General features: G+C 61.0%; 20 protein-coding genes and 2 pseudogenes. 15 read left to right on the top strand and 7 right to left on the bottom strand.

What is annotated here, in order from left to right; all coding sequences use genetic code 11:
* The first annotated feature begins 3 nt into the window (after positions 1–3).
* Together AC0L39_RS03660 and AC0L39_RS03655 are read left to right on the top strand one after the other, a co-directional pair.
* The gene (locus AC0L39_RS03660) at positions 4–579 is read left to right on the top strand and encodes a DUF2254 family protein (protein WP_473260820.1); all 576 of its coding nucleotides are present in this window, start codon (positions 4–6) and stop codon (positions 577–579) included.
* Positions 503–1327, top strand: a complete 825-nt coding sequence (locus AC0L39_RS03655; protein ID WP_473260818.1) for a DUF2254 domain-containing protein — start codon at positions 503–505, stop codon at positions 1325–1327. The genes AC0L39_RS03660 and AC0L39_RS03655 overlap by 77 nt, the downstream gene beginning before the upstream one ends.
* On the opposite strand, the gene AC0L39_RS03650 is transcribed toward AC0L39_RS03655, so the two are convergent.
* Positions 1324–2220, bottom strand: coding sequence for a DMT family transporter (locus tag AC0L39_RS03650; RefSeq protein ID WP_473260817.1), 897 nt, complete (start codon positions 2218–2220; stop codon positions 1324–1326). The two genes, AC0L39_RS03655 and AC0L39_RS03650, sit on opposite strands and share 4 nt — an antisense overlap.
* Before the next feature lie 67 nt (positions 2221–2287).
* Between AC0L39_RS03650 and AC0L39_RS03645 the strand changes: the two genes are divergently transcribed.
* On the top strand, positions 2288–3400 hold the full coding sequence (locus AC0L39_RS03645) for an alkene reductase (RefSeq protein WP_473260816.1): 1113 nt from the start codon (positions 2288–2290) through the stop codon (positions 3398–3400).
* A 2-nt stretch (positions 3401–3402) separates the two neighbouring features.
* Here the strand turns inward: AC0L39_RS03645 and AC0L39_RS03640 are convergent, their stop codons facing one another.
* Entirely contained in the window at positions 3403–3723 is a 321-nt protein-coding gene (locus tag AC0L39_RS03640) for a hypothetical protein (protein ID WP_473260814.1), read from the bottom strand.
* A pseudogene (gene lipB / locus AC0L39_RS03635) lies at positions 3720–4407 on the bottom strand (lipoyl(octanoyl) transferase LipB). The gene AC0L39_RS03640 and the pseudogene lipB overlap by 4 nt, the downstream one beginning before the upstream one ends.
* A gap of 79 nt (positions 4408–4486) precedes the next feature.
* Here lipB and AC0L39_RS03630 point away from each other — a divergent pair.
* Positions 4487–5305 (top strand): hypothetical protein, encoded by an 819-nt coding sequence (locus tag AC0L39_RS03630; RefSeq protein WP_473260813.1) that lies wholly within the window; start codon positions 4487–4489, stop codon positions 5303–5305.
* Positions 5306–5325: 20 nt separating this feature from the next.
* Here AC0L39_RS03630 and AC0L39_RS03625 read toward each other — a convergent pair whose 3' ends face one another.
* Positions 5326–5970 (bottom strand): class I SAM-dependent methyltransferase, encoded by a 645-nt coding sequence (locus AC0L39_RS03625; RefSeq protein ID WP_473260812.1) that lies wholly within the window; start codon positions 5968–5970, stop codon positions 5326–5328.
* 111 nt (positions 5971–6081) lie between these two features.
* On the opposite strand from AC0L39_RS03625, the pseudogene AC0L39_RS03620 reads away from it, so the two are divergent.
* Positions 6082–7461, top strand: a pseudogene (locus AC0L39_RS03620) (MFS transporter).
* On the opposite strand, the gene arsC reads toward AC0L39_RS03620, so the two are convergent.
* A complete protein-coding gene (gene arsC, locus AC0L39_RS03615; RefSeq protein WP_473260811.1) occupies positions 7458–7802 on the bottom strand; it encodes an arsenate reductase (glutaredoxin) in 345 nt (114 codons plus the stop codon). The pseudogene AC0L39_RS03620 and the gene arsC sit on opposite strands and share 4 nt — an antisense overlap.
* A 162-nt stretch (positions 7803–7964) precedes the next feature.
* Here arsC and AC0L39_RS03610 point away from each other — a divergent pair, with 162 nt between their 5' ends.
* Positions 7965–10106 carry a TonB-dependent receptor gene (locus tag AC0L39_RS03610; protein WP_473260809.1) on the top strand — a complete coding sequence of 714 codons (2142 nt, stop codon included), beginning with the start codon at positions 7965–7967 and terminating at the stop codon, positions 10104–10106.
* On the opposite strand, the gene AC0L39_RS03605 is transcribed toward AC0L39_RS03610, so the two are convergent.
* Positions 10103–10660 carry a (2Fe-2S)-binding protein gene (locus AC0L39_RS03605; RefSeq protein WP_473260807.1) on the bottom strand — a complete coding sequence of 186 codons (558 nt, stop codon included), beginning with the start codon at positions 10658–10660 and terminating at the stop codon, positions 10103–10105. The two genes, AC0L39_RS03610 and AC0L39_RS03605, sit on opposite strands and share 4 nt — an antisense overlap.
* Before the next feature lie 48 nt (positions 10661–10708).
* Positions 10709–11473: a class II aldolase/adducin family protein gene (locus AC0L39_RS03600; RefSeq protein ID WP_473260805.1), complete on the bottom strand. Its 765-nt coding sequence runs from the start codon at positions 11471–11473 to the stop codon at positions 10709–10711.
* Positions 11474–11586: 113 nt separating this feature from the next.
* Here AC0L39_RS03600 and AC0L39_RS03595 point away from each other — a divergent pair, with 113 nt between their 5' ends.
* From AC0L39_RS03595 to AC0L39_RS03555, 9 genes are all read left to right on the top strand, one after another.
* Positions 11587–12963, top strand: a complete 1377-nt coding sequence (locus AC0L39_RS03595) for an MATE family efflux transporter (RefSeq protein WP_473260804.1) — start codon at positions 11587–11589, stop codon at positions 12961–12963.
* Between the two features lie 59 nt (positions 12964–13022).
* Positions 13023–14879, top strand: a complete 1857-nt coding sequence (locus tag AC0L39_RS03590; RefSeq protein WP_473260802.1) for a chemotaxis protein CheA — start codon at positions 13023–13025, stop codon at positions 14877–14879.
* Positions 14876–15457 carry a hypothetical protein gene (locus tag AC0L39_RS03585; RefSeq protein WP_473260801.1) on the top strand — a complete coding sequence of 194 codons (582 nt, stop codon included), beginning with the start codon at positions 14876–14878 and terminating at the stop codon, positions 15455–15457. The genes AC0L39_RS03590 and AC0L39_RS03585 overlap by 4 nt, the downstream gene beginning before the upstream one ends.
* Positions 15454–15906: a chemotaxis protein CheW gene (locus AC0L39_RS03580; protein ID WP_473260799.1), complete on the top strand. Its 453-nt coding sequence runs from the start codon at positions 15454–15456 to the stop codon at positions 15904–15906. Before AC0L39_RS03585 ends, AC0L39_RS03580 begins: the two co-directional genes overlap by 4 nt.
* Positions 15907–15959: 53 nt before the next feature.
* Entirely contained in the window at positions 15960–16325 is a 366-nt protein-coding gene (locus AC0L39_RS03575) for a response regulator (protein ID WP_473260797.1), read from the top strand.
* A gap of 165 nt (positions 16326–16490) precedes the next feature.
* Entirely contained in the window at positions 16491–17462 is a 972-nt protein-coding gene (locus tag AC0L39_RS03570) for a chemotaxis protein CheB (protein ID WP_473260795.1), read from the top strand.
* 1 nt (position 17463) lies between these two features.
* The gene (locus tag AC0L39_RS03565) at positions 17464–18348 is read left to right on the top strand and encodes a CheR family methyltransferase (protein WP_473260793.1); all 885 of its coding nucleotides are present in this window, start codon (positions 17464–17466) and stop codon (positions 18346–18348) included.
* 141 nt (positions 18349–18489) lie between these two features.
* Positions 18490–20034 (top strand): putative bifunctional diguanylate cyclase/phosphodiesterase, encoded by a 1545-nt coding sequence (locus tag AC0L39_RS03560; RefSeq protein ID WP_473260791.1) that lies wholly within the window; start codon positions 18490–18492, stop codon positions 20032–20034.
* Positions 20031–21485: a methyl-accepting chemotaxis protein gene (locus AC0L39_RS03555; protein ID WP_473260789.1), complete on the top strand. Its 1455-nt coding sequence runs from the start codon at positions 20031–20033 to the stop codon at positions 21483–21485. Before AC0L39_RS03560 ends, AC0L39_RS03555 begins: the two co-directional genes overlap by 4 nt.
* Positions 21486–21498 lie beyond the last annotated feature (13 nt).

The raw sequence follows: 21498 nt of genomic DNA, 5'->3' as shown, positions 1-21498 counted from the left end.
CGCATGACTGCCGAAATCCGTTTTTTCTGGGCGCGCCTGAACGCCAATTACTGGTTTTATCCTGCAGTGTTCGCCGTTCTCGGGATGCTGCTCGGCTTCCTGATGGTCTGGCTTGACCGCAATGGTTTTGCCGAATTCCTGAACGATGTGGATTGGCTGGTCCCGGTCCGGCCCAAAGGTGCAGCCGATATCCTTACCGTGATGGCAGGCGCGATGATCGGCGTTGCCTCCACCGTCTTTTCGATCACTATCGTCGCCGTCAGCTATGCCAGTGGCACTTACGGTCCGCGCCTTCTGACCAACTTCCTCGAAGACAAGGGAAACCAGGTCAGCCTGGCGACATTTATCGGCAGTTTTGTCTACGCGTTGATCGTTCTTCGATCAGTGCGAGCTGAAGACGAGATCGCCCGCGGCGGACGCAGCGGACGCAGCCGCGACCGCATTGCCCGGTTTCGCGCCGCAACTCTCGCTGCTCGTCGCCTATCTTCTGCTCGCCCTGTGTGTGGCTGTGCTCGTGTTTTTCCTCAATCACGTTCCCTCGTCGATCCGGATCAACAAGGTGCTGCAGACGATCGGTGAACGCCTACTGGCCGTCGTCCGCAAGACCTACCCGGTCGAGGACAACCTGAGAGATGCGCGCAAATCAGAAGGCGGCAAGCCAATTACGGCGTGCGACACCGGCTACGTCCAGATGATCGATTTCGAGGATCTTGAGAAAAAAGCGGAAGAATGCGGATGCACGTTCTCGCTCAAGGTGCGAACCGGCGATTTCGTGCACCGCGATCTTCCGCTGATGGAGATCAAGGGGTGCGAGCCTGAAACTATCGAGGAAAGCGTGCGCGAGGATTTCACCTTGGGTCCGGTCCGCGCGCCTGAGCAGGACCCGCAATTCCTGATCGACGAACTGGTCGAGATCGGGCTTCGCGCCCTGTCGCCGGGCATCAACGATCCGTTCACCGCGATCACAGCGCTGCACTGGCTCGGCGCTTCGATCTCCGAGATCGGTCGGCGCGATCTGCGCAAGGATGTCTGCGGCAGCGATGCCGATGATTGCCGGGTCATCCCGTGCCCGGACGATTTCGAGCACTACGTTCGGCGCGGCTTCGGCTCGATAAGGAGCGGAGTGGCCTCAAGCCCCAATGCGGCGCTGGTAATGTTCGACGTCATTGAGAACGCGGCAATACCGATTTCGGATGATGACAGGCGCGCGAAACTGCGCGACCAGGGCAAGCTGCTGATGGAGCAGGCTGGCACAGCGTTGTCAGGCCCCGATCTGGCGCGCGTGGGCGAGCGCTACGAGCAGTTCGACGCACATTTTTCGCGCTAATACCTCGCCGCGCTTGCCCGCGCCACGACCAGCGCGCTGCCCAGCAGCACCATTCCGCCAGTGTCGATCGGGGTCAGCACCTCTCCGAATACGCTATAGCCGATGACCGCCGCGACTGCAGGCTGGGTCAGCAGCGCGAGGCCGATCACCAGCGGTGGGAAATGGCCAAGCGAATAGACCAGCAGCCCTTGCCCGATCAGTTGGCTGGTGACGAACAGGACGAGGATCGGCGTCCAGTCGGTCGGCCAGACGGGTTCGCCCAGAACCAGCGCGAGCGTGAGCAGCACCGGGCAGGCAAAGATGCTTACCCAGACCAGCAGGCTCCACGACCCGAAGCGCACCCGCTCTCCTTGCAAGGTGAGCAGGTAGACCGCGTAAAGGACACCCGCCGTTAGACAGAACAGGTCTCCGACGAATGTTTCGGTAGAAATCTCGAGGCTGCGACCCAGCAGGATTCCCGCCCCGGCAAGAGCGAACAGGATCGCGAGCCATTCCAGTCCGCGCGGCAGCATCCGCGCGATCACAAAACCCCAGAACAGCAGGATGATGGATCCTGCATTGCCGAACAGCGTCGCATTGCCGAGCCGTGTCAGGCCGATGCCGATATGCCAGCTCGCCAGGTCCATCGCGAACGCGGTCGCCCCGATCGCGACCAGCACCAGCGTCTTTCGCGGCATCCCTGTCAGCGGCTGGGCAGCCAGTCTTGCGAAAACCACCAGAAACGGCAGCGCGAGAAACAAGCGCCAGAAAGCCGCCGAGACGGGGCCGGTATCCGACAGCCGCACCAGCCACGGCCCGAGCGCGAGCGCAACATTGCCCGCCAGCAGCGCCGCGAGCAGGAATGCGCCGAGCGGATCGAAAAGTTTTGTTTCGCCGCTCCCCTCTTTTTCCATGGTTGCGCCCTAGCGCGCTCATCTCCAAGTGGATAGCCAAGCAAATCAGCAGAAGGACTTTATCGCTATGCACGACGTTCTGTTCCAGCCGCTCAAAATGGGCGCACTTGAGGCCAAGAACCGGATCTTCATGGCCCCGCTCACTCGCGGGCGCGCCGCCGATCCGATGTTCACGCCGAACGACATGATGAAAACCTATTACAGTCAGCGCGCGGGCGCAGGAATGATCCTTACCGAAGCGACCGGGATCAGCCGCGAAGGTCTCGGCTGGCCCTCCGCGCCGGGCATCTGGAGCGATGAGCAGGTCAAAGGCTGGAAGCCGATCACCGAGGCCGTGCACGAAGAAGGCGGACTGATCGTCATGCAGTTATGGCACATGGGCCGGCTGGTTCACCCCTACTTCCTCGATGGCAATCCGCCGGTATCGGCCAGCGCGACCAAGGCACCCGGCGAGGCGCACACACCCGAGGGCAAGCAGGAATATGCGCAGGCGCGCGAGCTCTCGCCAGATGAAATCAAGCGCGTTGTAGGCGATTACCGCCATGCTGCCGAGAATGCCAAGAAAGCCGGTTTCGACGGCGTGCAATTGCACGGGGCCAATGGCTACCTTGTCGACCAGTTTCTGCGCGATAGCTCGAACCTGCGCACCGACGAATATGGCGGTTCGCCTGAAAACCGCACCCGCTTCATGCGCGAAGTTCTCGAGGCGCTGATCGATGTCTGGGGCGCGGACCGCGTTGGCATTCGGCTCTCCCCCAATGGCGAAACACAAGGCGTCGACGACAGCGATCCGGCGGCGACATTCGGCGCTGCGGCCAAGGTTATCGAGGAGCTGGGCCTCGCCTTTCTGGAATTGCGCGAACCCGGCCCCGATGGCACCTTCGGACAGACCGATGTGCCAAAGCAAAGCCCGATGATCCGCGAGATCTTTTCCGGCCCGCTGATCCTGAATTCCGACTATGGCGCACAGGAAGCCGATGACGATGTAAGCAGCGGGAAGTGCGATGCGGTCGCCTTTGGCCGGCCCTACATCTCCAACCCTGACCTCGAGCAGCGGATCGCCGTCGGCGCGCATTTCAATCCGAACAAGGACGTGCCGAAAAGCTGGTACTTCCCCATCCCGCAAGGATACATCGACTATCCGACTCTCGAAGAGGAGCGGGCTGCGAGCGCCGCCTGATTCTATTCCGCCTCGTCTGGCACCGTCGGTGGCTCCGGCTGTGCGGGAGGAGGCGGACCTTCTTCGCCGGAGGTTGAAACGCTTGTCGTTCGTGTGACCTCAGTACTCGCCTCGCCGTCCGGGCCACCGGTCGGTTCGGCAGGCGGCGAAGTCGAGGTCAGCTGGTCAAGCGCGATCATGTCGTCGCTGATCGAACCGCCCAGCACATCGCCAGTCACTTCTCCGCCCTCACCGCTTCCGGCCTGCTCACCGGAGGGATCATCTGAGCCGCAGGCGGCAAGGAGGGCGAATGCCGCAAGGGCAATTGTCGATCTGGTCATCATGGCGCCTTTCGCGCAGGTCTATTGAGCGCGTCAAGAAACTCCTGCGACCGGGCCATCAGCGCCGCATCCCAATCTTCTGGTGAAACCCGCCTGCCCAGACGTGCAAGGCTTGTGACGCCGAACTCCTCGATCCCGCAGGGGACGATACCGCTGAAATGCGAGAGGTCCGGGTCGAGATTGACTGAGAAACCGTGCATCGTGACCCAGCGCCGAACGCGCACGCCGATTGCACCGATCTTGGCCTCTCGCCCGTCGATATCCTGCGTCCAGATGCCCACTCGGCCATCTGCCCGCCAGCTTTCGACGCCGAAATCGCTGAGAGTATCGATCACCCAGCCCTCGATCGAATGGACGAAGCAGCGCACGTCCTTTCCGCGCTTGTTCAGATCGAGCACGAGGTAGCCTACCCGCTGGCCCGGCCCATGATAGGTGTAGCGCCCTCCGCGCCCGGCATCGATCACTTCGAAGCGCGGATCGACAAGCTCACTCGCATCGGCACTGGTCCCGGTACGTGTAGACCGGAGGATGCTCGAGTAGCCAGACAAGCTCCTCGGCTTCGCCAGCAGATACATCGGCGTTGCGCTCCTCCATGAGGTCGAGCGCTGCGCGGTAGGGAACCGGCGCGGTTTCACGCCGCCATTCAATCGGCGCGGAAGGGCTGGTTTGTCGGGCGGTGCTTGCCATCCCCCGTTGGTGGGGGCATTGATGGCTCAGATCAAGGGACAAGACGCCACATGCGCGCGGGGGATCGATGAATTTTGACATGAGCACCACCTGGACTCGCGCGATGGAACTCGTGCGTGACAATTTCCAGCTGCTTGCAGTGATTGCGGGTATTTTCCTGCTGCTGCCGACGGTGGCCGCCTATCTGCTGATTCCCGACCTGCAATTGCTGATGGATCCGGGCGCCGATCCGGAAGTTATGGCGGCGAAGATACAGGACATGCTCGGCCCGCTTATCGGAATTGGGCTCGTCTCGATGATTTTCCAGTTTGCCGGATATGGCGCGATGATCGCGTTGATGGGCAGCGCCCGCCCGACTGTTGGCGAAGCGATCGCAGCAGGCCTCAAGATCGTGCCGAGCACATTCGGCGTATTTGCCATTTTCGTCGTAGGCTACCTGCTGGCGGCGTTGATCATTACCGTTCCCATCGGCATCATCGCCAATCTGTCGGGCCTGTCCGCGCTCGTGGTAATCGCAATATTCCTGGTTTTTGCCATCGTCATCTATCTCCTCGCTCGGATGTCGATGAGCATGCCGGTGCTCGTGCTGGAAAAGACGCTCAATCCGCTCAAGGCCGTGTCCCGCAGCTTCCGTCTGACGGGTCCAAAGCAGTGGTCGATCATCCTGTTCTGGGGCGTCCTGTTTGGCGCTTACATGGTCGTCGCCCTGTTGCTGACCTCGATCTTCGGATTGATCGCGGCACTGGCGGGTAACAGCGTGGTTGCCATGCTGATCCTGGGCCTGACCAATGGCGTGCTCGGGATGATAGTCGGCATGGTCGTATCGGGCCTGGCGGTTGCGATGCATGGCCAGCTTGCAGGCCCGAGCGACAGCGATATTGCCTCGACTTTCGATTAGATCAGCTTCGGGGGCCAGCTCTAAGCGTCAGAATTGGGGCTGCGCGCCTTCCACGCCCAATAGAGTTTGCACGGCAGGATATTGAGCCATTCGAACCCGGCATCGATGCGTTCAAACAGCGGCTCGGACTCGTCCCGGACCGCAGAAGTGAACTGATAGGCGAGAAAGCCGCCTCCGGGCTTCAGGACGCTATGCGTTGCCTTTGCAATGGCAGGGGCGGCGCCGACCGGCAGGGTCGAAAATGGTAGTCCAGACAGTACGTAGTCAGCGTTTTCGAGGCCAAGTTCGGCAAGGATCTGCTCTACATTTTCAGCAGAGCCGTGCACGGCATGAAATCGCTTGTCGCGGATCGAGCGGGTCAGATAGTCGATGTAGATCGGGTTGGTGTCGATCACCACAAGCGCAGCATCGCCGCGCAGCTTCTCGAGAACCGGGCGGCAGAACGTGCCGATTCCGGGACCGTATTCCACGAAGACTTCGCATTTTCCCCAATCGACCGGCTCCAGCATCCGCTTCACCGTGAATCGCGACGAAGGTATGATCGATCCGACCATGCGCGGATGCTCGAGAAAACCGCGAAAGAATACCGAGCACTGAGCTGCGTAATCGCGCCAGCGCGCCCGCAATCCGCCGCGTTTCGCGATAGCTACGTTGTTTCCGGTCATAATCCTCTATTGCCCGTCAGAGCCGGGTCATCAATTGGCATTGCGCTCTCCGGTTCGCAGGTTGCATATCTGTTTGCAAGTGCCCTGCGGCTGCCTTAGCCAAGCCTCTCCATGGCCGATATCGATCCAACCGCACCTGTCACGGCCTCGCGCCCGATTTCGCGCGGACGCATGGCGCTGCTGTTTACGGTAATGCTGGTCACGGCTGCCGGTAACACGGCGATGCAGTCGGTGATGCCCTCGATCGGAACGGCGCTAGAAGTCGACGATGTCTGGATCAGCCTCGCCTATAGCTGGTCTGCGCTGCTGTGGGTTGTATGCGCGCCGATATGGGCTGACCGCTCGGACCAGCGCGGACGCAAGGCGATGATGGCGCTAGGCCTCATAGGCTTCATCGTGTCGATGGCGCTGTGCGGGCTGGTGCTGTGGGCGGGCCTGTCGGGCTGGATCACGGCATTCTGGGCGCTGATCGCATTCGCTGCGGCGCGCAGCCTTTACGGCGGGTTCGGCAGCGCCGCCCTCCCGCAGTGCAGGCCTATGTCGCCGCGCGCACTCCCCGCGCCGAGCGCACCCAGGCGCTTTCGCTGATCGCATCCAGCTTTGGCCTCGGCACCGTGATCGGGCCCGCCCTGGCGCCGCTGATGGTGTTGCCATTCATGGGCCTCGGGCTGACCGGACCGTTCATCTGCTTTGCGCTCTTCGGCCTTGCAGCCCTCGTGCTCTTGCGCCTGCGGCTACCGAATGACGAGCCACAATTTGCAGCGCGCGGCAGGGCTTATGACGCTCCGTATGCGAACGGTTCCGGCGGAGCGCCGCATGATCATCACCACGATGACGAGGACGACGAAGATGGTGTCGGCGATGGGGCAGCGCTTCCCGGCGTGCCGGTGAAACGCCTGCGCTGGTTCGAGCCGAGATTGCGACCGTGGGTAATGGCTGGGCTGATCGGAGGGCACGCACAGGCGATGGTGCTGGGAATTTCGGGCTTTCTCGTGCTCGACCGGTTGGGGCTGCGCGACACTCCGGCAGAGGGTGCAGGGCCGGTCGGTCTTGTCCTGATGAGCGGAGCAATCGCAACCTTGCTCGCCCAATGGGGGCTCATACCGCGTTTCGATCTGGGGCCGCGCGCGGCGACCCTGTCGGGAATCCTTGTGGCGGCGTTTGGCGTCGCGCTGCTCGGTGCGGCAGGCGACCTGCATACGATCGCGCTGGGCTATGCGATTGCCTCACTGGGCTTTGGATTGTTCCGCCCGGGAACGACGGTACGGGACATCTCTGGCCGTCACACGCGCAGAGCAAGGCCAGGCCTCGGGAATCGTGGCCTCGGTCGCCGGCGCAAGCTTCATTTACGCTCCTGCGCTTGGCGTATGGCTTTACAATATGAGCGACTGGCTGGGCTTTGGACTGATCATCGCGCTGTGCCTTGCCGTGGCTCTGGTCGGCTGGGCGACCTTGCAAGCGGACAGCGTGCTGACGCGCGACAAGGCCTAGAGCAGGCCGCGCACCTTGTCCTGAGGCCGGCACAGCGCTGCGCCTTTCTCGGTCTCGACGAGGGGACGTTCAATCAGGATAGGCTCCGCCGCCATCGCATCGAGCACGGTGTCAGCGTCCGCTTCGGGAAGCCCGCGGTCTTTTGCATCGGTCCCCCGGATGCGCAGGCCTTCCTGCGGGGTGATCCCGGCATCGGCATAGAGCTGCGCCAGCTTTTCGCGGGTCGGCGGGTTCTTCAGATATTCGACCACGGTCACATCCACGCCCGGCTCCTCTTCAAGGATCGCCAGCGTCTTGCGCGAGGTGCCGCATTTGGGGTTGTGCCAGATTGTTGCTTTCATGACCGATTCTCCGCCGAAATTTACGTCTATCGCCTAACCCGCATGCGGCGCGATTGCCACAGTCCAGCCGCCCAATCCCTTATTGCGAACTTTTCTCAAATTCGAACTTGCAGTTGCGAGTAAGTTGCAATAGCGAGTTTTCCAGAGACGGAAAGGGACGTAATGATTCTCCGAATTTCACGGGCAGCACTTCTGATCGGCTGCGCGAGCCTAGCTATTCCGGCGGCGGCGACAAATCCTGTCGACACGGCTGAAAGTGCCGAGGCGGTCGATTACGGGGATCGCAATATAGAAGTGCGCGGCGACGTGCTCTATTCCGATCTGATCAATGCGGTGAAGACCCCCACCCCGATCCTCGACGTGCCGCAATCGGTGACGATCACCACGCAGGAGGAAATCCTCGAGCGCGGCTTCACCAGCATCGGCCAGATCATTGATTACACTCCCGGCGTGAACAATTCACAAGGCGAAGGCCACCGCGATTCCATAGTGTTTCGCGGCGCGCGTTCGACCGCCGATTTCTTTATCGATGGCATGCGCGACGACGTCCAATATTACCGCGGCCTCTACAACCTCGAGCAGGTTGAAATTCTGCGCGGCCCCAATGCGCTGCTGTTCGGGCGCGGCGGTACGGGCGGGATCGTCAACCGCGTGACGAAGAAAGGCGTGATCGGCGACACCTTCGGCGGCGCGCAACTCGCGCTCGATACGTTCGGTGAATTCAGCATTCAGGGCGATATCAACCTTGAAGCGGCAGATGCAGTCGCGGTCCGGGTGAATGCGGCCTATGAAAGCCTGGGCAATCACCGCGATTTCTACGACGGCGAGCGGATCGGCTTCAACCCGACCGTCCGCTTCGAGCTTGGCGCAGACACGCTGCTCGACCTGTCTTACGAGTATGCCGATCACGAACGCTTTATCGATCGCGGTATCGTCACCGGCAGCGATGGCCGCCCGGTCGAGGCATTCGAGGATATCGTGTTCGGCGATCCCGAGCAGAACTACACCACGCTTGAAGCGCACCTGCTGCGCGCGAACCTCCAGCACGAGTTTTCCGAGAACCTCAAGGGCGTCTTCAGCGCGTTCTACGGCGATTACGACAAGGTCTACGCGAACCATTACGCATCGGGCTACGACCAGGCAAACTCGCCCGATGTCGTGACGCTCGATGGTTATATCGACACCACCCAGCGCGAAAACCTTATCCTGTCCGGCAACCTCATCGGAGCGTTCGAGACCGGCAGCGTCAGCCACTCGCTGTTGTTCGGCGGCGAGTATATCAGCACTTCGTCCGATCAGGACCGGTTCAACTCGTTCTGGAGCACGACGCTCGACGACAACGAGGATTTCACGATCCAGCGCCCGCTGAACCTGCGCGGCGGTGTCGGCGTAAACGCGCTTGGCCAACCGACGACCAACAGCTTCACCACCGACCTCAACGATTTCACGCAGGTCGAAATCGATGTGATCTCGCTCTACATCCAGGATGAGATCGAGCTGACCGACTGGCTCAATATCGTTGTCGGTGGGCGGTTCGACAGCTTCGATATTGAAGTCTTCAACGTACCCGCTAACGAGCTGCGCAGCCGCAAGGATGAAGAGTTTTCCCCTCGCGGCGGCCTCATAATCAAGCCGATGGAGAACATCTCCATCTATGCCAGCTATTCGGAAAGCTTCCTTCCGCGCTCGGGCGAGCAGTTTGCCAACATCAACGGCAACAACGATGCGCTTGCGCCCGACACATTCACCAATCTCGAAGCGGGTCTGAAGTGGGACTTCATGGAAGGGCTCAGTCTGACCGCGGCGATTTTCGAGATCGAGCAAAGCTCACCGCAGCCCAATGACAACGATCCCGAGACGCTCGATGTGATCGATTCCGAAATCCAGGGATTCGAATTGCAATTGCAGGGCGAGGTGATGCCCGGCTGGTCGGTTTCGGCAGGCTACAGCTTTCTCGATGGCGAACAGGTGGACCGGCTTGGCCCGACCGGCCTGCGCCCGCGCGAGCTGCCGGAAAACATGTTCTCGATCTGGAACAATGTCGAGCTGACCGACCGGATCGGAATCGGCCTCGGGCTAACGCATCAGGACGAAAGCTTCATCAACAACAGCAACACCGCTGTGCTGCCCGCCTACACCCGGATCGATGCGGCGGCATTCTTTGATGTCAGCGACAACTTGCGCTTGCAAGTGAATGTCGAGAACGTGACCGACACGCTGTACTTCCCCAATTCGCACGCGACGCACCAGGCAACGGTGGGCGCGCCGCTCAATGCGCGCTTTGCACTGACGGGCAGGTTCTAGGAGCCGTCCTCAAGATCGGGCGCCGATCTCAGTGCGGGGACGGTCGCAGCGGCATCGGCGGCGCTGATGCCGGGTGCTGGCACCGCACTGATGCTTTCTCCGCGCCGGGTCACGCGCCCGGCGCGCTGGATGGCTTCCACCAGTCGCGGATAAACCCCGCAGCGGCACATATTGGTGATAGCCGCTTCGATCTCGGCCTTGCTGGGCGAGGCATTGCGATCCAGCAGCGCCGCTGCCGCAATGACGATACCGGGCGTACAATAGCCGCACTGGATTCCCTGTTCGGCCACCATCGCCTGCTGCACCGGGTGCGAGCGATCGCGTGACAGCCCTTCGATCGTGGTGATGAAGCGTCCCTCGGCCTCGGCTATCGTGATCCGGCACGACCGCAGCGCCGTGCCATCGACCAGAACCATACAGGCACCAACGCAATCGCCGCCGCCGCAGCTTTTCGTGCCCGTCAAATTAGCCGCCTCGCGCAGCGCGTAAAGCAGCGGCATGTCGGGATCGAGGTCGAATTCGACCGGCCGGTCATTGACCGTCATGCGCGGCATCGGAGCATCCCAATCAGGCTATGGTGTCAGTCGGATTATCGAAAGGCCTCAGCTGCGCCAGCTATCGTCGATCTTGTCGACCCGGCGTTTCCATGCCTCGAAGTCGAACACGCCTGCGCCGCCTTGGCTGCTCATCACCGAGATATCGCGCTGGTGCACATTCACGACTTCCTGTGGGACGACATTGGGCTTGCCCATGCCGACCGTCGCGACCTGAATTTCGCACGCGCGTTGCAGCGCCCACATCTTTACGAACATCCCCTGGATGCTCTTGTCCATCACCACGGGGCCATGATTGCGCAGCATCAGGATCGAATTGTCGCCAAGATTCTCGACCAGCCGCTCGCCCTCTTCAGCGCGAACGGTGACGCCTTCGAAATCGTGATAGCCGATCTGGTTCTGGAAATTACAGGCGTAGAAATTGGTCGGCAGCAGGCCGTCTTCGTGGCTGCATACCGCCATGGTCGCGGTGGTGTGCACATGGCAGATCGCATCCGCGCGCTCTCCCAGATGCTTGTGGAAATACGCGCGCTGCGTGAAGCCCGCCTTGTTCACCATGTAAGGTGATCCGCCGACATTGTTGCCCTCGACATCGATTTTGACGAGGTTCGAGGCGGTTACTTCGTCATAAAGCAGGCCGAACGGGTTAATGAGGAACGTGTCCTTCTCCCCCGGCACTTTCAGCGAAATGTGGTTGTAGATCGATTCCGACCAGCCGAGATGGTCGAAAATCCGGTAGCACGCCGCCAGGTCGAGCCGCGCTTGCCATTCTTCCTTGCTGCATTCGATGTTCGGTTTGAGCTGTGTTGCCATGGTGCGGGCTTCCTTTCCTCATGTCGCGTTTGCGGCATTATCGCACGGGCATGGGGCAGCGCACAAGGATCTCGCTTTACGATGGCGCTGCATCGCGTCTAGGCGGATCGGCAATGAGCGACGCCGCCACTGCACCTGCAAATTCATCGGCCAAACTGGTGCGCGGCGGCATACCCGGACATCTGGTCGGTCAGACGCTGCCCGCGATCATCGGCGTGGCAGCGATAATGTCGATCGGCCTTGTCGATGCCTACTTCATCGGCAAGCTGGGCAGCGATGCGCTGGCTGCGATCTCCTTCATCTTCCCGATCTCCGTTGCGCTGACATCGCTCGGCGTCGGGGTTATGGTCGGGATCAATTCGGTCGTCTCGCGTGCACTTGGCGAAGGCGATGACGAGAAGGCGGCGCGGCGCGCCAATTTCGGGGTGGTGTTTGCAGTAGGGTGCGGGCTCGTCATGGGGCTCGCCCTGTTCGCTCTGCTCGATCCGCTGTTCAGGCTGATGAATGCACCGGAGAACCTGCTTCCGCTGATCCGCACCTACATGCAGCCGTTCTCGCTCGGCTTCCCGCTGATCCTGGCGATCATGGGGTTCAACGGAGTGCTGCGCGGACAAGGCGAGGCGCGCAAGACCAGTTACGTTTCCATCACTTATGCCGCAGCCAACTGGATTCTCGATCCGCTGCTGATCACGGGCGCATTCGGTTTCGGAGGGTTCGGGATTATCGGCGCGGCCTATGCAACGATCATCGGTTGGGCGCGCGGCGCGGTCATGGCTATGTTTCTGATGCGCAGCGCTCCCATCCCGCTCGATTTGTCGTTGCTCAGGAAATGCAGCCTGATTGACCCGGCGAAGGCCATCGTAAAGGTTGCAGGCCCAGCGGCATTCTCCAACGCGATCAACCCGATCGGATTGTCGATCCTGACCGCTCTCATCGCGAGCGCCGGTCAAGACGCAGTGGCGGGATTTGGCGCGGCGGGGCGATTGCAGAGTTTTGCCACCGTGCCGCTGCTCGCGCTGTCCGGAGCGATTGGATCGATTGTCGGTCAGAATTGGGGCGCGCGCGAATACGAGCGGGCGCGGCAAGCCGCTCTCTACGCAGCAGGGTTCTGCGTCGTCTGGGGCCTCTCCACTGCGGTAATCCTCTTTGCTGCGGGCGAATGGTTCGCGCAGATATTCACCGATGACGAAGCTGTGATCAGGGAGTTCGCGCTCTACCTCGAGATTGCGGCATGGGGATATGCGGGATTTGGACTGCTGATCGTGGCCAACGGCATCCTCAATGCAATCGACCAGGCGAAATACGCCTTGTTGCAATCGGTTGCGCGCGTATTTCTCGTAATGTTGCCGGTGGCTCTGCTGCTTCAGGACGACTGGGGCAGCGAGGCGATTTACACCGCCGAACTCGCCGCCAACCTATTTGGCGCGGTCAGCGGTGCGGGTCTGATTTACTACGTATTGAAGGTCCGCGCATCGGGGCGCCAGAAGTAGCCCTTCGTTAACCATCGTCCTCCATAGCAGCGTCTGAATAACACAGGGACGCGTAGGGCATGGATGACCTGCTGACGGATTTTGTCGCCGAGACACGGGAAATGCTGGAAGCCAGCGAAGGCGAAATCGTCGCCTGGGAAGCAGACCCGGCAGATGGCGCTCGTCTCGATACGATCTTTCGCTTTGTCCACACAGTGAAGGGCAATTGCGGCTTCTTCGATTTTCCTCGGTTAGCGGATCTGAGCCATGCGGCAGAGGACGCTTTGGCCGATTGCCGCGCAGGACGGCGTAAGCCCGATAGCGCTCTGGTGACGGCGGTGCTGGCTATCGTCGACCGGATCTCGGCGATGGTCAACGCAATCGAGGCAGGCGAGGACTTTCCCGAAGGAGGCGATGAAGCGCTGATCGCGGCGCTGAACGATGATGGCGAGGCAGATGACCTCACTTTCGAAGGTCTGACCGAAGCGGAGAACGCATCCCCCGACGAAGACGCCGCAACAAGTTCTGAAGACGACACCGCTCCCACGAAAAAGCCCCAGCACAATGCGTCCGTCCAGCGCAGCATCCGGCTCCCGGTCGAACTTCTCGACCGGGTAATGAGCGGCGTGTCCGACATGGTGCTCGCTCGCAACGATCTTGGTCACCGGCTTCGCCAGGCAGGCAACCAGCCCAAGATCGACGGACCGTTCGAGCGCCTCACCACGATCCTCTCCGATGTCCGCGATGCGATAACACGCATGCGGATGCAGCGGATCGAGACGCTCTTTGCGGCCCTTCCCCGGCTGGTGCGCGACCTGTCTGCGGAACTGGGCAAGCAGGTGATGGTCGATCTGGAAGGCGGCGATGTCGAGCTTGACCGCGAAATGGTCGAGATGATCCGCGATCCGCTGACTCACATCATTCGCAACGCCATCGATCACGGGATCGAGGCTCCATCCGACCGGCTCAGGGATGGCAAGCGCGAGATCGGCCTGCTGTCGATCGCGGCGCGCCAGTCCGGCAACACGATCTCGATCGTTGTCAGCGACGACGGGAGCGGTCTGGATGAAAAACGCATCGCGGCGAAGGCCGTCGAAACCGGGCTGATCACCGCCAAGCAAAGCGCGGAGATGAGCCGCGAAAAGCTGCTTCAGCTGATCTTCGAACCGGGATTCTCGACTGCCAAGGCGGTCAGCAACGTTTCGGGACGTGGCGTCGGGCTGGATGTGGTCCGCGACAACCTCGAAAAGGTTGGCGGCAGCATCAAGGTTTCCAGCCAACCGGGCAGCGGTACGCTCTTCACTCTCCAGATCCCGCTCACGCTCAGCATCATCGCCGGGCTGACAGTCGAAGTTGGCGGACAGCGCTTTGCCGTTCCGCAGAGCTATATCGAAGAAATCTTTCATGCCTCCTCAAAGGCGCTCGATTTCACACGAGTGGGCGAGACCGCGCTCGTGACATTCCGGGGCAGCCGCGCGCCATGCCTGATGCTTTCCGACGTGCTGGGATTGGACAATGAGGAAACGCCGGAAGGCGATCACACGATGGTTCTGCTGCGGCTGGCCAGCGGCGATATGTTCGCGCTTGCGGTTGAAGGCATCCACTCGCACGGCGACCTCGTGGTCAAGCCGCTGGCGCCCGCGATCATGAAAAGCGAAATCTATGCAGGCTCGACCCTGCTCGACGATGGCCAGCCAATTCTGTTGCTCGACGTGACAAATATCGCCAGCCGCTACGGTCTGGTTTCGGATGCCCGGACCCGGGTGCAACAGGCCGCAGAAGAAACAGCGACCAGCAAGAAGCGCGAGACGTGCCGAGCGATGTTGTTCACCGACTTTGCGGGCCGCCGCTGCGCCGTGCGGCTGGAACTGGTCAAGCGTATCGAGACAGCACCAGCCTCCGCCATCGACCTGACCGGGAAAAACCCCGCGCCGTGATCGATGGCGTGATCCTGCCGCTGGTCGGCCTGCCAGACGGCCCCCTGCCCGCGGAAAAGCTACGCCTGCTGCGCCTGAGCGACGGCAATTGCGAATTGCTGCATGCGGTTCGCGAAATCGACGACGCGGTTGAACTCGTCGGCAAGCTCAAGCCGGTGAAAGACGACCCGGCAGTCGAGGCCGTGGCGCTGGTGGAGGGCAAGACCGCCTCGCTCCTCGACAGCCACCACTTGTTCGCCCTGCATGGCGAGGCGCCGGAAACACTTGCCAAGCCGCTTTGCCGCATCCCAGAAACCGAATGGGCTGCAACGATCCTCGGCCCGCTGGTCGAATCGGCCGGCTATGAAATCGCCAGCGAAGACAGCGATCCGGAAAGCCGCGATAGCGAAGTCGTTATCGTGTTCGAGGACGATGCCGGATCAACCACTGATGCAGACCTGGACACAGCCTCATCCGTTATCCGTTTGCGCAGCGAGCCAGACGCTCCAGCCAGCGAAGATAGCATTTACCGCTACGATCGGAGCGCATTGGTCGATGCCCTGCGCAATGCTCGTTCAGCCGCAGGAGGCCGCTCATGAACGATCTCATGGTGATGACCCAGATTGCAGGCCGCCGCTGCGCGCTACCGGCGCACGGTGTGCAATCGATGATCGAAATCGGCGCGATTACGCCCGTCCCGCGGACGCCGGAATATATCTTCGGGATTACTGCGATGCGCAGTCAGGCCCTTACCGTGATCGATCTGCGCCTCGCACTCGGGTTCCCGAGACTTGGATGGTCGACCGATCGGCGCGCGGCTGTCATTTCCGTCGATGGGCACTCTTACGCGCTCATGGTGGATGAGATCGAAGACATCGCCACCAGCATCACCGAGCCTGAGCAGGTCAGCGGCGGCTTCGGCGATAAATGGTCGCGCGTTGCGGTCGGAATGATCGAAACCGACACGGGCCCGGCTCTGCTGGTCGACCACACCGCCTTAATCGCCGGTCCAGAGGACGATCACGGTAATATCTCAGCCGCAGCTTAATCCAAAAGTTACCGCTTGGGCCTACCTGTGTGACGATAAAACAGGGGTTGTGAATGAAAACGTGCCTAATCGTGGATGATTCACGAGTGATACGAAAGGTTTCGAGGCATATTCTCGAGACACTCGGTTTCTCCGTGGACGAGGCTGAAAATGGTCAGACAGGGCTCGACGCTTGTGAGGCGAACATGCCCGACGTCGTGCTTCTCGACTGGAACATGCCGGTCATGACCGGGATCGAATTCATCACGCAGCTGCGCCAGCGGCCCGGCGGCGACAAGCCCAAGGTCGTATTCTGCACCACCGAGAATGACGTCGCGCATATCCGCGAGGCCATTTCTGCCGGGGCGGACGAATATGTCATGAAACCCTTTGATCACGAGACCCTGCAGATCAAATTGCAGTTGGTCGGCTTCGCGTGAGCGCAAGCGGGCCCTCTACCGGCGGCTTGCGAAGAAGCGGCGCCACCCCGTCCGATCCTGCCCACCCCAAGCGCAGGCAAACCCGCGCCGTGCGCGTCATGATCGTCGACGATCTCGCTGACGGTTCGCACCATTTTCAAGCGTATGGTCGAAAGCGACCAAGGCTTGGTCGTCTCCGCCACGGCAAGCAGCGCTGAGCGCGCCATCGCCGAACTCAAGGACACGCCGGTCGATGTCATCCTGCTCGATCTCGAAATGCCGGGAATGGGCGGTCTCGAAGCGCTTCCCGCCATTCTGGAAACCGGCCGCGGTGCCCAAGTGCTGGTCGTATCTTCTTTGACCGATGACGGGGCCGAACATACCCTCGCGGCGCTGTCTATGGGCGCTGCGGAAACCATGCTCAAACCGCGTCCCGGCGGGTTCAACGAGGATTATCGCAGCCAGCTGCTCGACAAGATCCGGGCGTTGGGGAGCGCGGTGGCGGAATCGGACGGACGCTTTGACGCGGACGGCCAGTCAACTCAGCGCAATGGGCCAAATCTGAGAGTCATACGGCCTGAACTTATCGCGATCGGCGCTTCGACCGGCGGCATCCATGCGCTCAACATCCTGCTGCGCAATCTGACTCCCGATTTCAATCTGCCCATCCTGATTACCCAGCATCTGCCGCGCTCATTCGTGCCAGTATTTGCACGGCAGATCGAAGTTGCCTGCGCGCGCAAGACCAATATTGGCGAAGCCGGAACCGAAATCAGGCGCGGTGAGGTAACCATCGCGACCGGCCACGGTCACTTGATCGTGAAGCGCGTTTCAGATCGGTTGATCTGCGCTGTCTCGAGCGATCCCGCTCCCAGTGGCTGCATGCCGTCTGTCGACCCGATGTTGGACAGCCTTGCCACTGCCTGCGACGGGCGCGTGCTGGCAGTGATCCTGTCGGGCATGGGCCGCGACGGGTTGCAAGGCGCACGCAAGCTTATTGAAGCCGGCGGGACGATATTCGCCCAAAATGCCGAAACCAGCGCAGTCTGGGGTATGCCCGGAGCGGTGGCGAAGGCCGGCTTGACCAGCCTTGTGGCTCCACCTGAAGACCTCGCCGAAGCCATCATGGCCGCAAATTTCGCCGCGGCCCAGAAATAGGGTGCGCGCGTCGAACGATATTCAAGCGAGCCAGGCGTCGTATCAGATCATCGCCGACCTTCTGCGCGCGCACACCGGTCAGCATCTGACCGAAAGCCGCCGGTGGAGAGTCGCAACCGCGCTCTCAGGCGTGTTTCGCGAGCACGGCATTTCGAACATCGACCAGCTTGTCTGCCTGCTTGACCAGAGAGTGCGCGCGCCCGGCAGACCCGATTTGTCACAGCAGGTGGTCGAGGCGTTGCTCAATAACGAGACCTATTTTTTCCGCGACAAGCCGACTTTCGACCAATTGCCCGAAGACGTCCTGCCGGCGCTCGCCGAGAGGCGATCGGCTACGAAAAGGCTGTCAGTCTGGTGCGCCGGGTGCTCGACCGGTCAGGAAGTCCATTCGATCGCGATGATGTTTGCCGACATGCGTGAACGCTGGGAAGGCTGGACGATCGAGCTTCTCGGCACCGATGTGTCGCACCGTGCGATCAATGCGGCGCGAAACGGCGTGTATAGCCAATTCGAGGTCCAGCGCGGACTGAGCGTAGTGCAGATGCTGCGCCATTTCGAAGAGACGAGCCAAGGCTGGCAAGTTCGCGAAGACACGCTGGGAATGTCGCGTTTTCAGCACCATAACATTCTGGATGCGCCGCCATCTCACCAGAAATTCGATCTGGTCCTGTGCCGCAATGTCTTGCTCTATTTCGATCAGGCCACGCGAGAGCGAGCTTTCGAGCGGCTGCATGGCTCCCTCGCTGACGATGGTTTCCTGATGCTGGGGGCCGGCGAAACGGTGGTCGGGCAAACGCGCGCTTTCACGCCATCGCCCAAACGCGCCAGCCTCTACGAGATTACGCGTAAGCCCACGGAAAACACTTTGGTCGCCGCAAACTCGTAAAAAGCGTCGCGTAACAGCCTGAATCTGCGCATTGCAAGCGTTTGCTTTACTGTTCGTTAGCCATTGGCCGTTAAGGATTTTTGCAACAAGAAACGGCAGCGCGGTCAACGCATTGCCATCAGGGTTTGCACAATTCGGGGAATGCCATTGCCAGCCAAGGTCAAACCTTTGCGCCTGACGCCGGCGGGGCTAATACTCGCACCGCTGGCCATTCTTTCGATCGTCTTCCTGCTTATTTCCGTGGTGGTCTTGTCGAGCGACAGCCTGACATTCGTGTCGCCTGGCGCTCTGTTCATTTCCGGTGCCCTTCTCTACGCAGCAACCATCTTCTTCCTGAGCCGCAGCGGCATGTCCAACGTCCGCGAACTGCAAGAGCTCATGACAGTAGATAATCTTACACAGCTCCCTAATCGGCGGGCCTTGCACCGCGATATCGACCATCTGTCTTCGGGCGGCGACGATGTCGCGATCGCAATGATCGACCTTGACGCTTTCAAGCAAGTGAATGATCACTTCGGTCACGCGGTTGGCGATCAGCTCATTCAGAAATGCTCGGAACTGCTTGCCACCGTCTGTGCTGGCGAGGCAAAGTGTTATCGCCTCGGCGGCGACGAGTTTGCTGCAATCATGAGCGGCAACGCGGCCGGCACAATCCTCGAAGGGATCTGCCGTTCATTGCTTGAGCAATTGGCGACCCCGATCAAGGTGGGCGAGCGCGATATCACTGTCGGGGCCAGCATCGGCCTGGCGCGCAGCACATCTGCGATCCGCCTGTCGTCATCGGAGATGCTGCGCCGCAGCGATGTCGCGATGTACATGTCCAAGCGCGGCGGAAAAATGCGCTGCACCTGGTTCAATGATACTTTCGATCAGCGCCGCGAAGCCGTTCGCGAACTCGAAGACGATCTGAGGAACGCGGTCGCGCAAGGTGAATTCACTTTGGCATACCAGCCACTCGTCGATGCCGCGGAGGCCAGGATCGTGGCCGTCGAGGCTTTGATCCGCTGGAATCGCAAGGATGGCACGCCCATCGGCCCCAATGTCTTCATCCCGGTTGCCGAGGAATCGGGTGTGATCAACCCAATCGGCCTGTGGGTGCTGCGCCAGGCGGTTTGCGACGCAAAGAAATGGGGCAACATCATCCTGTCGGTCAACATTTCCGCTGCACAATTGCGAAACCCGGAATTCCCGATCAAACTCGGCGAAATCCTCGAAGAGACAGGCTTTCCTCCCGAGCAACTTGAACTCGAGGTGACCGAAACCTGCCTGGTGCTCGACCCGGTCGTCGCCGAACGGACCCTCGAAGTGATCCGCGGCTTCGGCGTGCGCATCTCGCTCGATGATTTTGGCACCGGCTACGCATCCATCGGGTTCCTGCGCCAGTTCCGCTTCGAGAAGCTCAAGCTCGACCGCAGCCTTGTGGTGCAGGCGGGCCAGGACGAAGGTAGCCGCGCCATGATGCTCTCGAGCATAGCCTTGGCCCGCGCGCTCAACATGGATGTGACCGCCGAAGGCGTCGAGACGGTCGAACAGGCCGATCTTGTCCGCAGCGCCGGGTGCGACACGATCCAGGGCTGGCTGTTCTACAAGGCGATGCCAGCCGGCGAGATCGACGCTCTGATGAGCGCTCAGTCTGCAGCGATCGAGATGGCCAGACCCACCCGCGACGGGGAGCAAGCAGCATGAGCTCGATGAAGAATTTCGGCGAAGAGATGAGCGTATTCTCGTCTCCCGCAGATCCCGCATTTTCGGAAGATGCCCACGGCTATGAAATCAGCGCAGGACCGATAACCGGTTTCTACAGGCGCCGAACGACGGAACAGAAAGTGCTCCTGACGGTGGGAGCGCCGCTGGCCCTGATCGTTCTCACCGCTACCCTAGCATTTCTCGGGCTGGGCGAGATTTCAGCGGAGCTGAGCTCAGCCGAGCCGGGCGCGATCGAGCAGGCGGCGCAGCGCGCCGATACCCTGCGCTTCGCCATGCTCGTATCCGTGACCCTCGGTACGGTTTTCATGGTTTTCCTGTTTGCAGCGATCAAGACCGATATCGTCCGCACGTCCCGGCAGATCGTCGATTGCATCCAGCGCGTTGCCGCGGGTCAGCACGACGTCATCGTGCCGCACCGCGACCGGATCGACGAATATGGCGAGATGGCAGTCGAGATCGAAAAACTGCGCCTCGCCTCCATCGAGCTGAATAAGCTCAGCACCGAACAGGCCGAACGCGCCACCGCTGAGCTTGAGGAACAAGCGCGGCTGCAATTGCGCGATTCCGAAGCGAGACAGGAACGCGAAACGGTTCTCCGCGACCTGGCAAATCAATTCGAGCAAACCGTCAGCGAGGTTGCGAACAGCGTCGCCTCCGCATCCTCGCAGCTGCAAACGACGTCGCAGATGATGGCACAATCTGCCGATGAGGCGAGCCAGAGCACAAAGCATGTCTCGACCGCGATGAGCGACGCCAATGCCGGTGCAACCGCAGCGGCCGCAGCGAGCGACGAATTTGCCCTTTCCATAAACGAAATCAGCCGTCAGGCCGCTTCCTCGACCGAGCTGGCCCGGACAGCCACAAGCTCGGCAAGAGACGCCGACAAAACCATCTCTGCACTGGCGGATTCCGCAGATCAGGTCGGACAGATTGTCGAATTGATCCAGACCATCGCCCAGCGCACCAACCTTCTCGCACTCAATGCGTCGATCGAAGCCGCGCGCGGCGGAGAAGCAGGTCGCGGTTTTGCGGTCGTCGCCAGCGAGGTGAAAGAGCTGGCGATGCAGACCAGCCGCGCCACCGAACAGGTGGCCGAGCAGATCAGCACGATGCAGAGCACTACCGGGGAAAGCGTCACCGCCCTCCGCTCGGTCGCGCAGCAGGTGCAGCAGCTCGAATCGACCGCCGTCTCAATCGCGAGCGCGGTCGACCAGCAATCGGTCGCGGGGCAGGATCTCGCCCGCAGTATCGACATGGCGGCCAAGGGAACAGAGCAGGTTTCGGGCCATATCGACGAAGTGCACGAGCTTTCGCTGTCGACAGGCTCCGCCGCCAGCCAGGTGCTTTCAAGCGCAACCGAGCTTGAGCAACAGGCTGGCACCCTGCGTAGCCAGGTTAACGGTTTTCTCAGCAAAATCCGTGAGAATTGAGCGCAAGTTTCAG

The organism is Erythrobacter sp. K21-9, assembly GCF_055808355.1.
This window is presented reverse-complemented; position numbering and strand designations above follow the sequence as displayed.